This is a genomic window from Janibacter sp. YB324, assembly GCF_014217915.1.
GTDB classification, from domain to species: Bacteria; Actinomycetota; Actinomycetes; order Actinomycetales; family Dermatophilaceae; genus Janibacter; species Janibacter indicus.
In genome coordinates this window covers 921,396-933,597 of sequence record NZ_CP060120.1, presented here as the reverse complement: position 1 = coordinate 933,597, position 12,202 = coordinate 921,396, and the positions used below count along the sequence as shown (strand labels likewise).

At 71.6% G+C, this 12,202-nt stretch carries 15 protein-coding genes; 6 read left to right on the top strand and 9 right to left on the bottom strand.

The features are described 5' to 3' along the window. The first annotated feature begins 55 nt into the window (after positions 1-55). Complete coding sequence (locus tag H7A72_RS04600) at positions 56-640, top strand: carboxymuconolactone decarboxylase family protein (RefSeq protein WP_072626135.1); 585 nt, start codon at positions 56-58, stop codon at positions 638-640. A 4-nt stretch (positions 641-644) separates the two neighbouring features. Then, on the top strand, positions 645-1,517 hold the full coding sequence (locus tag H7A72_RS04595; protein WP_072624066.1) for an RNA polymerase sigma-70 factor: 873 nt from the start codon (positions 645-647) through the stop codon (positions 1,515-1,517). A 64-nt stretch (positions 1,518-1,581) separates the two neighbouring features. On the opposite strand, the gene H7A72_RS04590 is transcribed toward H7A72_RS04595, so the two are convergent. Then, a complete protein-coding gene (locus H7A72_RS04590) occupies positions 1,582-2,031 on the bottom strand; it encodes a DUF4189 domain-containing protein (protein ID WP_185221798.1) in 450 nt (149 codons plus the stop codon). A gap of 92 nt (positions 2,032-2,123) precedes the next feature. Next, entirely contained in the window at positions 2,124-2,645 is a 522-nt protein-coding gene (locus H7A72_RS04585) for a histidine phosphatase family protein (protein ID WP_084449423.1), read from the bottom strand. A 172-nt stretch (positions 2,646-2,817) separates the two neighbouring features. Between H7A72_RS04585 and H7A72_RS04580 the strand changes: the two genes are divergently transcribed. Next, positions 2,818-3,084, top strand: coding sequence for a hypothetical protein (locus H7A72_RS04580; protein ID WP_072624063.1), 267 nt, complete (start codon positions 2,818-2,820; stop codon positions 3,082-3,084). A 34-nt stretch (positions 3,085-3,118) separates the two neighbouring features. Here H7A72_RS04580 and H7A72_RS04575 read toward each other — a convergent pair whose 3' ends face one another. After that, complete coding sequence (locus tag H7A72_RS04575; RefSeq protein WP_370543559.1) at positions 3,119-4,036, bottom strand: 2-hydroxyacid dehydrogenase; 918 nt, start codon at positions 4,034-4,036, stop codon at positions 3,119-3,121. 126 nt (positions 4,037-4,162) lie between these two features. On the opposite strand from H7A72_RS04575, the gene H7A72_RS04570 reads away from it, so the two are divergent. Next, a complete protein-coding gene (locus H7A72_RS04570; protein WP_185221796.1) occupies positions 4,163-4,750 on the top strand; it encodes a hypothetical protein in 588 nt (195 codons plus the stop codon). Between the two features lie 65 nt (positions 4,751-4,815). Here H7A72_RS04570 and gatB read toward each other — a convergent pair whose 3' ends face one another. From gatB to H7A72_RS04540, 6 genes are all read right to left on the bottom strand, one after another. After that, complete coding sequence (gene gatB / locus H7A72_RS04565) at positions 4,816-6,384, bottom strand: Asp-tRNA(Asn)/Glu-tRNA(Gln) amidotransferase subunit GatB (RefSeq protein WP_185221795.1); 1,569 nt, start codon at positions 6,382-6,384, stop codon at positions 4,816-4,818. Between the two features lie 3 nt (positions 6,385-6,387). Then, entirely contained in the window at positions 6,388-7,902 is a 1,515-nt protein-coding gene (gatA, locus tag H7A72_RS04560; protein ID WP_185221794.1) for an Asp-tRNA(Asn)/Glu-tRNA(Gln) amidotransferase subunit GatA, read from the bottom strand. 16 nt (positions 7,903-7,918) lie between these two features. Continuing rightward, entirely contained in the window at positions 7,919-8,215 is a 297-nt protein-coding gene (gene gatC, locus H7A72_RS04555) for an Asp-tRNA(Asn)/Glu-tRNA(Gln) amidotransferase subunit GatC (protein ID WP_072624058.1), read from the bottom strand. Between the two features lie 117 nt (positions 8,216-8,332). Next, the gene (locus tag H7A72_RS04550; protein ID WP_185221793.1) at positions 8,333-9,280 is read right to left on the bottom strand and encodes a DUF559 domain-containing protein; all 948 of its coding nucleotides are present in this window, start codon (positions 9,278-9,280) and stop codon (positions 8,333-8,335) included. Between the two features lie 231 nt (positions 9,281-9,511). Next, positions 9,512-10,351 (bottom strand): carbon-nitrogen hydrolase family protein, encoded by an 840-nt coding sequence (locus H7A72_RS04545; protein WP_185221792.1) that lies wholly within the window; start codon positions 10,349-10,351, stop codon positions 9,512-9,514. Further along, positions 10,348-10,881 (bottom strand): type II toxin-antitoxin system RatA family toxin, encoded by a 534-nt coding sequence (locus tag H7A72_RS04540; RefSeq protein ID WP_185221791.1) that lies wholly within the window; start codon positions 10,879-10,881, stop codon positions 10,348-10,350. Before H7A72_RS04540 ends, H7A72_RS04545 begins: the two co-directional genes overlap by 4 nt. Positions 10,882-10,965: 84 nt before the next feature. Here H7A72_RS04540 and H7A72_RS04535 point away from each other — a divergent pair, with 84 nt between their 5' ends. Both H7A72_RS04535 and H7A72_RS04530 read left to right on the top strand, forming a co-directional pair. Next, positions 10,966-11,409 (top strand): HIT family protein, encoded by a 444-nt coding sequence (locus H7A72_RS04535; protein ID WP_185221790.1) that lies wholly within the window; start codon positions 10,966-10,968, stop codon positions 11,407-11,409. Further along, the gene (locus H7A72_RS04530) at positions 11,406-12,197 is read left to right on the top strand and encodes a hypothetical protein (protein WP_185221789.1); all 792 of its coding nucleotides are present in this window, start codon (positions 11,406-11,408) and stop codon (positions 12,195-12,197) included. Before H7A72_RS04535 ends, H7A72_RS04530 begins: the two co-directional genes overlap by 4 nt. The last annotated feature ends 5 nt before the right edge of the window (positions 12,198-12,202 follow it).

The window sequence follows — 12,202 nt, the reverse complement described above, 5'->3', positions numbered from 1 at the left end:
CGGTGTCTCCATGGTGAGCGGCCCGACCCGGGGCCGACGGACCCAGGAGACCACCGTGCCCAGCACCTTCCGCATCCCTCGCAACGACATGTCCTCCCCCTTCGGCCGTCTCGTCGTCGCGATCTGCCGACGCCTCTACGGCGAGGTGCCCGACAACGCCTACGTCCTGGCCCACGACCGCAAGGTGGCGTGGAGCGTCTTCGGCTTCGAGCGCAAGGTCGCCGGCTGGGACGCCCTCGACCCGCACCTGAAGTCCTACGCCGTCATGGCCTCCGCCGCGGTCATCGGCTGCTCGTGGTGCCTGGACTTCGGCTACTACGTCGCCCACGAGGACGGTCTCAACCTCGACAAGGTCCGGGAGGTGCCGCGCTGGCGCCAGTCCGACGTCTTCTCACCCCTGGAGCGCGAGGTCATGGGCTACGCCGAGGCGATGACCGCCACCCCGCCGACGGTCACCGACGAGATGTCGACGAGCCTGCGCGAGCAGCTCGGCACCCCTGCGCTCGTCGAGCTGACGATGATCATCGCGGTGGAGAACGAACGCTCCCGCTTCAACTGCGCCGCCGGCCTGGCCAGCCAGGGCTACTCCGACGTGTGCGAGCTGCCCCTCGCCGGCACGGGCACGGACATGGGACGGTGACCGGGTGAGCCTCCACCCCGGCACCGACGCGTGGGTGACCCACCGCAACCTGCTCTTCACCGTCGCCTACGAGATGCTCGGGTCAGCCGCCGACGCCGAGGACGTGCTTCAGGAGGTCTGGCTGCGCTGGTCCCGCGTGACCGACACGGTGCACGACCCCCGCGCCTACCTCGTGCGGATCACCACGCGCCTGTCGCTCAACGCCCTGCGGGCGCACAGCCGACGTCGCGAGGACTACGTCGGCCCGTGGCTGCCCGAGCCGCTGCTCACCACTCCCGACGTCGCCGAAGACGTCGAGCTGGCCGAGAGCGTCTCGACGGCGATGCTCCTCGTCCTCGAGACCCTCGGCCCGACGGAGCGGGCGGTCTTCGTCCTGCGCGAGGTCTTCGAGCTGCCCTACGACGAGATCGCCGAGGCGACCGCTCGCAGCCCTGCGGCCGTGCGGCAGATCGCGCACCGGGCGCGCGAGCACGTCGCGGCCCGTCGACCGCGCCGGGAGGTCACGGTCGCCGAGCAGCAGGCAGTGGTCGAGCGCTTCCTCGCGGCGGTCGCCGGCGACGACCTGCAACTGCTCGTCGACGTGCTCGACCCCGAGGTCGTGCTGCTCACCGACGGCGGCGGCGTCAAGCAGGCCGCCCTGCGCCCCATCGTCGGCGTGGACAAGGTCCTGCGCTTCCTCACCGGCGTCTATGTGGCGGCCACACGGGGTGCGCCGGTCCTCGTCAACGGCGCCCCCGCCCTTCGCCTGGAGCTCGACGGCGCGCTCGAGGCGATCGTCACCTTTGCCGTGACGCAGGGTCGGGTCACCGCGGCCTACATTGTGCGCAACCCGCACAAGCTGCTCGCCGTGGATCAGGAGACCGTGCTCACCAGGTGACCCGGGTACGGCGCGGGGCCGCCCCGACGGTGTCGGGACGGCCCTGCGTGCGGAGCGCGGTCTGTCAGTAGTAGCGCGTGGTGCAGACGTAGGCGCGGGTCTTGACCGTGCCGGCGGTCGAGCTGCCCATGGCGCGCTTCTTGGCCAGGCGGACCGTGGGCCACTTGTACTTGCCGTAGGCGCTGGCGTAGCGGACCGGGCGGCCCTTGGTGTCGTACTTGACGGCGACGGCGGCGCAGCCATTGCTCACCCACACGACGTTGCGGCAGTAAGACGAGTAGCTGTACTTCTTGCAGCGGTACAGCGCCGCGCTCTTGGCGCTGGTGGCGGTCTTGGCATTGACCGAGGTGCCGACGGCGAGCGTGCGGCTGTTGAGGGCGATCGCACCGTAGTAGGTGCGGGCCGAGGCCGAGCTGTCAGCGGTCGGCGCTGCCTGGGCCGCAGGCACGGCAAGCGTGGCCGCGGTCATCGTCGTGGCGCCGATGACTGCAGCGCGACGGAGCACTGTCTTCATGTGTCTTCTCCCCTGGTGAGGTGGCGTCCCCTGTGGTCGCCGAGGGCAGTCTTGCGCATCGGTCCTCACCTGGGAAGGGGAGCTCTCCCCACTCAGGGTGTGCGGAAGTCGTCGAGCGCCGCGGCCCCGAAGTCGAGGTCGTCCCAGTGCCCCGAGAAGCGCAGCACGGCCGCAGCGGCCGGCGGGAACCCGCCGCTCAGTCGCTCGTGCGCCTCCTCGCTGCCCTCACCGTCGGCGAGCAGACTGGCCGCAGCCGGCAGCCCCGGCGCATGACCGACGACGAGCAGGATGCTCGCGTCGTTGGTCGAGCCCCGGATCACCGAGAGCACGTCGTCGGCGTCGGCGTTGTAGAGCCGGTGCTCGATCTGCACCTCAGCCTCCGGGCACCCGGCCGCGGCGAGCTCCTGCATCGTCTCGCGGGTGCGTAGCGAGGGCGAGCACATGACCTCGTCGCAGCCGAGCCCCTGCTCGCGCAGCCACCGACCGACGTCGGCGGCCTGGTTGCGCCCGTGCTCCGACAGGGGTCGCTCGCGGTCGTCCTGACCGGCACGGCCCGGCTCCGGGTCGGCGTGCCGCAGCAGGATCAGGGTCCGGTCCTCTGCTGACGTCGTCATAGAGCGAGTGTGGCCCGGAGCACACCGACGCGCCACCCCTGACGGGTCGGCGCGGCGACCTCTCACGGGAGCCGGATCGTCAGGAAATGGTCAGATCTGAAGTGCGGCGCAACCGGACTCGACGACGGCGGGCGGCTACAACGACTGGGCCACCTCGAGCCAGAGCGTCGCGGTGGGCAAGGCCGAGGGCTTCGCCGGCAACCGACACCAGGTGGTGCTCGACACCGTCAACGGCTACGTGACCAAGGGCAGCTACATCCGCTCCTACTACTGCCCGCCCGTGCTCGCCAAGAGCCGGACCTCGACCGCATCGCGGGTCGTGGCCCTCAACCTCAGCATCTACCGGATGTCCGAGGGTGGTCAGCCCTTCTGGGTCAAAGGCCACGTCAACGGCGCCCCGCTGCAGCCCGACCGCGACGATAGCTTCGGCCGCCTCTGACGGATTCGCGTCAGCGTCGCCGCCGAGCCGCCGGTCAACCCTCGTGCACGAGGTTGATCGGCGGCTCGCCCGCTGCGAGAGCGGTGAGCTGGCGACGCAGCAGCGCCACCGCGCGGGGGCGGAAGGCGTGGGTCATCCCACCGACGTGCGGGCTGATGATGACACCGGGTGCCGACCACAGGGAGTGCCCGGTCGGCAGCGGCTCGGGGTCGGTGACGTCGAGGGCGAAGCGCAGGCGGCCCGCGTGCCGCAGGGCGGCCTCGGTGTCGAGCGCCGGCCCACGGCCGACGTTGACCACGAGCGTGCCATCGGGCAGCGAGCTCAGCAGCTCCTCGCCCAAGACGTGGTGGGTGGCGTCGGAGCCCGGCAGCACCGAGACGATGATGTCGTGCTGCGGTGCCAGAGAGGCCAGCTCGTCGACCCCGTGCACCGTGTCGACGAGATCGTCGCCGGCGCGCGCCCGCGAGGCCACGGCCGTGACCGACACCTCGAAGGGCACGAGCCGCTCCACGATCGCCCGGCCCACGGAGCCGTAGCCGAGGAGCAGTACCCGCTTGTCGGCGAGGCCCGGGCGCACGTGGCGGGAGGTCCACTCCCCCTGCGCCTGGGCGCGCGCGAAGTCGTCGAACCCACGCTGCGAGGCGAGGACGAGGGTCAGGGCCAGCTCTGCGGTGGCCGCGTCGTGGACCCCCTTCGCGTTGGCGAGGGAGACCCCCTCCGGCAGGACCGGGAGCATGTTGTCGAAGCCGGCCGACAGCAGCTGCACGAGGCGCACCGACGGCTGCTCCGCGACGACGGCCACGCCCGCGGGCTTGGTCATGTACGGCGCGATGTAGACGTCGACCGACTCCTGCGGCGGAGCCTCCTGCGGGTCCCACACGACGGCCGTCACGCCGTCGATCGGGCCGACCTCGTCGCGCCACGTGCTGTCGGGGAAGGAGACGGTGACCATGCGCGTCATCGTAGGTGGACCGGATCCGGTGAGTACGGGTACCCATGGACGGCCCCCTCTCACGGTGGGTCCATGGAGGCAGGCGTGCGTCATCGGGGAAGCACGCCACCACGAGAGGACACCGCCATGCAGCGGACGCTCAGCGCCATCGCCACCACCGGACTCATGACCGCGGGGCTGGCCCTCGCCGGACCGGCGCAGGCCGCGCCGGACGAGTACCCACCGACGAGCCACCACAAGGCCGCCCTGTCCGAGGTCGTCCTCGGCGGGGCCTGGACCGTGGAGTTCGGCTCGCCCATCAAGGGCAACCGCCACCAGGTGCGGCTGCGCACCGACAACGGCAAGGTCAGCGGATTCATCCGATCCTTCTACTGCCCGAGCGGCGCCACCGTCTCGCCGCGATGGGCCTCGTCCCGGTGCACGCACCGGCAGACGATCTACCTCAAGAACCAGGGCGGCAACAAGGTCGGCTGGGTCAGCTCGAGCGGCAGCTCGGCCACCCAGAGGGGCTACCTCATGGGCACGAGCGGGTCGAGGTCGTGGCCCTTCGACGCCAGCTTCACGCTCTACGCCACCGAGCCACCGACCGACGACGGCGACGGGACCTTCTACTCCTGGTGGCGCGCCGCGCGGCCGCAGGGCAGCTTCGCCGGCAAGCCGATCCTCGCCGGGACGACCCGGTACGGCCAGATCTCCGGGTACGGCCCGGTCTGACCAGCACCATGACGAAGGGGGCGGTGCCGGATCGACCCGGCACCGTCCCCTTCGTGCTGCCTGCGTCAGGCGCCGAGCTTGGCGAGGATGAGCTCGCGGGCCTTGCCGGCGTCGGCCTGGCCCTTCATCTCCTTCATCACCTGGCCGATGAGCGCGCCGGCGGCCTGCACCTTGCCGCCGCGGATCTTGTCGGCGACGTCGGGGTTGGCCTCGATGACCTTGTCGACGGCGGCCTCGAGCGCGCCGTCGTCCTGGACGAGCTCGAGCCCGCGGGCGTCGGCGACGGCCGTCGGGGTGCCCTCGCCGTCGAGGACACCCTCGAGGACCTGACGGGCCATCTTGTCGTTGAGCCGGCCGGAGCCGACGAGCGACTCGAGCTCGGCGACGTGCTCGGGCGTGACGCCGGTCTGCTCGGCGTAGGTCGCGAGGTCGACGCCCTCGGTGTTGGCGCGGCGGGACGGCTCGCCGAGCCACCACTTGCGCGCGGCCTGCGGCTTGGCGCCGGCGGTGACGGTGGCCTCGATGAGCTCGGTCGCGCCGGCGTTGAGCACGTCACGCATCTCGAGGTCGGAGTAACCCCACTCCCCCTGCAGCCGCTTGCGGCGCTGGGCCGGCGGCTCGGGCAGGGTGGCCCGCAGCTGCTCGACGTAGTCGCGGCTCGGCGCGACCGGCACGAGGTCGGGCTCGGGGAAGTAGCGGTAGTCCTCGGCGTCGGACTTCTCGCGGCCGCTCGTCGTGACGCCGGTGTCCTCGTGCCAGTGGCGGGTCTCCTGCAGGATCGACCCGCCGTCGGTGAGGACCGCGGCGTGGCGGCAGACCTCGTAGCGCACCGCCCGCTCCACGGAGCGAAGGGAGTTGACGTTCTTGGTCTCGGTGCGGGTGCCGAGCGGTACGTCGAGCTGGGCCTGCGCAGCCGGGTCGTCGCCGACCTTGGGGCGAAGGGAGAGGTTGACGTCGCAGCGCATCGAGCCCTGCTCCATCTTGACGTCGGAGACGTCGAGGGCGCGCAGCAGGTCGCGCAGCGCGGCGACATAGGCCTTGGCGACCTCGGGGGCGCGCTCGCCCGCGCCGACGATGGGGCGGGTGACGATCTCGATGAGCGGGATGCCGGCTCGGTTGAAGTCGACGAGGGAGTACTCGGCGCCCTGGATGCGTCCGGTTGAACCACCGATGTGCATGCTCTTGCCGGTGTCCTCCTCCATGTGGGCGCGCTCGATCTCGACTCTGAAAATCTCTGAGGTCTCGCCATCTTGTCCCGGGATCTCGACGTCGAGGTAGCCGTCGAAGGCGATCGGCTCGTCGTACTGCGAGGTCTGGAAGTTCTTCGGCATGTCCGGGTAGAAGTAGTTCTTCCGGGCGAAGCGGCACCAGTCGGCGATCTGGCAGTTGAGCGCCAGGCCGATGCGGATCGCGGACTCGACACCGGTCGCGTTGACGACCGGCAGCGCGCCGGGCAGGCCGAGGCAGACCGGGCAGGTCTGGGTGTTGGGCTCGGCGCCGAAGCCGGTGGCACAGCCGCAGAACATCTTCGTCGCCGTGCCGAGCTCGACGTGGACCTCGAGGCCCATGACGGGGTCGAAGGTGGCGAGGGCCTCGTCGTACCCGAGGACCGCGTCGGTGGTGGTGCTCGCCATGTCTCAGGCTCCCTTCGTGATGGCCAGCTCGGGGGCCTGCTCGAGCAGGTGCCCACCCCAGGCGGAGACGAGGCGCTGCTCGAGGGCGGCGCCGACGGTGTAGAGACGGTCGTCGGCCATCGCCGGCGCGAGGATCTGGAAGCCGGCCGGGAGACCGTCCTCGGCGAGGCCGCTCGGCAGGGACATGCCGGGCACGCCCGCGAGGTTGGCGGGGATCGTCGCGATGTCGCCGCGGTACATGGCCATCGGGTCGTCGGACTTCTCGCCGAAGCGGAAGGCCGTCGTCGGGGCCGTCGGCGACACGAGGACGTCGGCGGTCTCGAAGGCCCGCGCGAAGTCGTCGGCGATGAGGCGACGGACCTTCTGCGCGCTGCCGTAGTAGGCGTCGTAGTAGCCGGAGGAGAGCGCGTAGGTACCGAGGATGATGCGGCGCTTGACCTCGTCGCCGAAGCCGGCGTCGCGGCTGGCCGCCATGACCTGCTCCGCGCTCGGGGCGTCGACGCCCTCGGGCCCGACCCGCAGGCCGTAGCGCATCGCGTCGAAGCGGGCGAGGTTGCTGCTCGCCTCGCTCGGCATGATCAGGTAGTAGGCGCCGAGCGCGTGGACGACGTTGGGCATCGAGACCTCGACGACCTCGGCACCGGCGTCGACGAGGTGCTGGACCGACTCGTCGAAGCGCGCCTGGACGAGCGGAGAGAAGCCCTCACCGGTGAGCTCGCGGACGATGCCGACCTTCATCCCGGCGACGTCGGCCCGCTGCGCGGCACCGACGACGTCCGGCACGGGCTGGTCGATCGACGTCGAGTCCAGCGGGTCGTGCCCGGCCATGACCTCGTGCAGCAGCGCGGTGTCGAGCACGGTGCGCGCGCACGGGCCGGCCTGATCGAGCGAGGAGGCCATGGCGATGAGGCCGTAGCGAGAGACGCCGCCGTAGGTGGGCTTGACCCCGACCGAGCCGGTGACGGCCGCGGGCTGACGGATCGAGCCGCCGGTGTCGGTGCCGGTCGCCAGGGGCGCCTGCCACGACGCGACGACGGCGCTCGAGCCACCACCGGAGCCGCCGGGGATGCGCTCGAGGTCCCAGGGGTTGCGGGTCAGGCCGTAGGCCGAGTGCTCCGTCGAGGAGCCCATGGCGAACTCGTCCATGTTCGTCTTGCCGAGGATCGGCAGGCCGGCCGCCTTGAGCCGGCTGACGACGGTCGCGTCGTAGGGCGGGATCCAGCCCTCGAGGATCTTCGACCCGGCCGTCGTCGGGATGCCGGTCGTCGTCATGACGTCCTTGACGGCGATCGGGACGCCGGCGAGGCGGTGGAGGCTCTCCCCCTTCGCCCGGCGCTCGTCGGCCGCGCGGGCCTCGGCGAGCGCGGACTCGCCCGCGACGTGGAGGTAGGCGCCGACCTGCTCGTCGACGCCCTCGATGCGGTCGAGGTGCGCGCGGGTGATCTGCTCGGAGGAGAGGTCGCCGCTGGCCAGCGCGTCGGCGAGCGCGGCAGCGGTCATACGGGTGGGGTCGCTCACGTGGGGTCCTTCGGGCTCAGTCTTCGGTCAGGATGCGCGGCACGGCGAAGCGCCCGACCTCGGAGGCCGGCGCCATCGCCAGGGCCTGCTCGGGCGTGAGCGAGGGACGCACGACATCGGGCCGGGTGACGTTGACGATCGGCATCGGGTGGCTCATCGGCTCGACGCCCTCGATCGGAGCCTGCTGCACGGCCTCGACGGAGGAGATGATGGTCCCGAGCTCGCCGACCATGCGGTCGAGCTCGGCGTCGGAGAGGTCGATACGGGCCAACGAGGCCAGATGCGCCACGTCGTCGCGAGAGAGGTCAGCCATGCGGGACAGTCTAGGTTCCGGCGAAGGGGGCGGCGTCCCCGGTCGTCGCGGACCCAGAGGTGACCTCCGGGTACGACGATCACCTGCGTCGGAGGGGCCCGACTCTCCACCGGGATGTCAGGGCTCGCCGGGTCGGCGACCGGGACCTGGTCGTCGTACCCGCAGGTCACATTGCTCCATGGTGCGGATGACCACCGCCCGCACCCACTCGGGCCGGTACATCACCATCTCCCAGGTGAAGCGCAGCACCAACCATCCCTGCGCGATGAACCGGTCGTAGCGATCGCAGTCCTTCTCGAGGCCGTCGAGCTGGCCGTGCCACTCGAAGGAGTCCGCTTCCAGCACGAGACGCAGCTCCTCGTCCGCCAGGTCCACGGTGCCGACCTTGCCCTCGTCGTCATGGATCTCCACCTGTGGTCTGACCTGCAGACCGGGGATGTCCGACACGATCCAGCGCAGGACGGACTCGAAGGGATTGGCGGCCTCGGAGCTGGCCATGCCGATGACCGACTCGGCACGAGAGCGGTAGAGGTTGGGCAGACCTGCAGCAGCCAGCAGGAGCTCGTCCTGGGTCACCATGCCCTCGCGCAGCGCCGAGTCGACGATCGCGAGCGCCTCGTCCTGGGGTAGCTGACCGGCGCAGTCGAGCGCGGTCCGGACCCGGTCGGTGACCCAGCCGTCGTCGCGATCACCTGCGGGGACATCGCGGTACCGCACGTCAATGCGCCGGCGGACGCTCGCTGGAACGGCACGCCCGCGAGGCACGGCCACCTGTGGGCGGGTCGGATACCACTTCATCCGCCACCCCCAGCGAGCCGCCGCGGACTGCAGGACCGCCGTCCCAGACATCTGGTGAGCGGCCCGGCGCGCGGTCTGGGCCACGTCCTCGAGCGAGACGCGCTCCCCGATCGATGGCACGAAGGGGAGGGCGTAGCGGCCCCGGCTGTGCCGGACGACGCGCTGCCCGGCCAGGGCCCGACGCAGTGCACCCTCGGTGACATGGGTCAGCAGCTCTGCTCGCGTGGCAACTCCCCCGAGCTGTGTGATGACCTCCTCCGGCTGCATGCCTCGATCTTGCGGGCATCGGCCGCCCGCGTGCTCCCGCTTGTCCACAGCCCACGGTCAGACCTGCCCGCAGGCCGAGCGGAGTGACCTGCGGGTACGACGATCACCTCTGCGCAACACCTCCGAACAACCCCTGGAAGGTCAGGGGCCCCGGCACACTCATGTCGGCACCTGATCGTCGTACCCGCAGGCAACCCCGGGACGCAGGTCTGCGGGAGCGACGGGCGCTCGCTAGAGGACCGGGATGGTCCCGCGGGTGCGGGCCACCGTCTCGTGGTCGACCTCGGCGACGAGCACGTCCTCTCCCCCGCCGAGGCGGGCGCGCACCTCGCCGGTCGGGTCGGCGAGGACCGAGCGCCCGATGCCGCAGGGACCGTTGACCGCGTCCGGGGTCCAGGCCTGGTCGACGGCGAGCAGCCAGGCCTGCGCGTCGTGCGCACGGGCCCGGGTCAGCAGGTCCCACTGGCTCGCCTTGCCCGGCCCGTCGCCCCACGAGGCCGGCAGCACGACGAGCTCGGCGCCGCGCCGGCCCAGCTGCGTGAACTGATCGGCGAAGCGCACGTCGTAGCAGGTGGCGAGCCCGACGGACCAGCCGTCGACGTCGACCGTGCGCATCTGCTCGCCGGGCGCGACGGTGTCGGACTCGCGGCTGCCGAAGGCGTCGTAGAGATGGATCTTGCGGTAGGTCGTCTCCTCGACCCCGCCACCGGTGACAAGCAGCGTGTTGTGGACCCGCGCGCGCTCCTTGCCCTCGGCGGTCGTGATCTCGTCGGCGGGGGTGAACATGCCGACGACGAGCGTCACCCCGTGCCGCTGCGCCACCTCGCGCACCCCGTCGGCGAAGCGTCCGTCGAGCGGCTCGGCGGCGGTGTCGAGGCGACGGGAGAAGGGGGCCATGGCCGCCTCCGGGTGGACGACGAGCCGCGCCCCACGGCTGGCCGCCTCACCCGTCAGCTCGTCGATACGGCGCAGGTTGTCAACGGGCTCGGCCGTCGCGGTCCACTGGCATCCGGCCAGGCGAAGGCGCTGTCCTGAGGTGCGAGGGACGAGCCTCGAAGTGGGGGTGCTCACGCCGACCTCCCCCCTTCGTCCTGCATCGCCTCGGCACGACGGACCATGTCCGCCCGGGCCGCCGCGAGCACCACCCCGTCACGGCACCCGGCGGCGAAGCCCTCGATGCGCCGGGTGATCTCCCGGCCGAGGAGCCACTGCCCGATCGGGTGCGCGAGCGGCTGCAGCCACGATGGGCGGACGTCGTAGGTGTACTTCCACACCGCGAGGGTGCCGTCACCATCGGGCTGGAAGCGCCACCCGCCGCCGAAGCGCCCGAAGAACCACGGGCCGCGGACCATCGTCATCCCCGCCGAGGTCGGCGGCCGCCACGAGGCGTACTCGCTGACCATGCTCGGCGAGAGCGGTCCGGCGAAGGAGGACCGGGTGAAGGTGCGCACCCCCACCCCCGGCTCGCTCGCCCCGTCGAGGAAGCGCTGCTCGCGGATGAAGGGGTCCCACCGGCGACGGACCGCCCCCGTCGTCTGGGACACGGCGAAGGCGAGGTCCGGCGGGACCGGCACGTGCACATCTGCGCTGACCTGCGGCATGACTCCACTGTAGGAGCCAGGGAGCTTCGAGGCTCCTCGCTGCGCTCGTCACACCTGAGCCACCGGACTCATAGGGTGGGCGCCATGGCGACTCTCTTCACGAAGATCATCGAGGGCGAGATCCCCGGGCGGTTCGTGTGGTCCGACGAGACCTGCGTGGCCTTCCTGACGATCGAGCCGCTCACCGACGGGCACACCATGGTCGTGCCGCGCGCCGAGATCGAGCAGTGGACCGACGCGGACGAGCAGACCTGGGCGCACCTGCAGCGCGTGGCCGGCATCGTCGGTCGGGCCCAGCAAGCCGAGTGGGAGGCGCCGCGGGTCGGCATGCTCCTCGAGGGCTTCCTGGTGCCGCACCTGCACATCCACACCTGGCCGGCCTTCTCCCCCGAAGACTTCGACCCGCACGCCCCGATGCGCGACGTCAGCGACGAGCGCTTCGAGGCCGCCGCCGAGCGGCTGCGCGCGCGCCTGCGGGCCGACGGCCACGGCGGGCACGTCCCCGGCCCGGGGGCACTGCCCGCATGACGTCCCGCCTGAGCAAGCTGCTCACCTTCCTCGCCGCGATCGCCGCCTTCGGCTTCGCGGGGGTCGGTGGGGTGTGGCTCCTCCTCTCCTCCGGCGACGTCTGGCCCGCGCTCTTCTGGGGCGTCCTCTGGGGCACCGTCGTCACCGTCACCCTCGTCGCCTTCATCGGCTTCCTCCGCGAGACCAACCCCGACGGGATCGCCGGCGACCACGTCGTCGTGGCGCCGCCGACCACACCCCTGCCCCCGGCGACCGACAAGAGCGCCCCGTGGCCCTACGAGTGGCTGGCACCGGCGCTCGCCACGGCCTTCGAGGGCACGCCCTACGTCGTGCGCTCCAACGGCCACTCCGTGCTCGTGCACGCCGATCTGGCCGACGCGCGCTGGCAGCACCTGGCGACCCGCCGCCACCTCGAGCACGCCTTCGTCGCCCGCTTCACCCCCACGGACAAGCCGGGGGTCGTCAAGCGCACCGACGAGTCGCGGCAGGTCGAGTCGCACGCCGGGGTCGCCGGCCTCGGCGCCCAGATCGCGGTGAGCTCCGGCCGCGAGTTCACCTACACCCGGCGCAAGGAGTGGTCCCTCGGCCTCGAGGGTTTCCGGAAGCAGGTCGACTACGAGTTCTCCACCGCCGAGATCAACGTGCCGGTCAAGGAGATCCTGGGGCGCGCCGGCTGGAGTGAGGCGCTCGACTCCGAGACCAAGGGTGCGCTCGTCATGGGCGCGATGGGCCTGTCCGCACTCGTCCTCGTCCCCCTCGCCCTCGGGGTCAAGGCCCTCGTGGGCTGACCGCT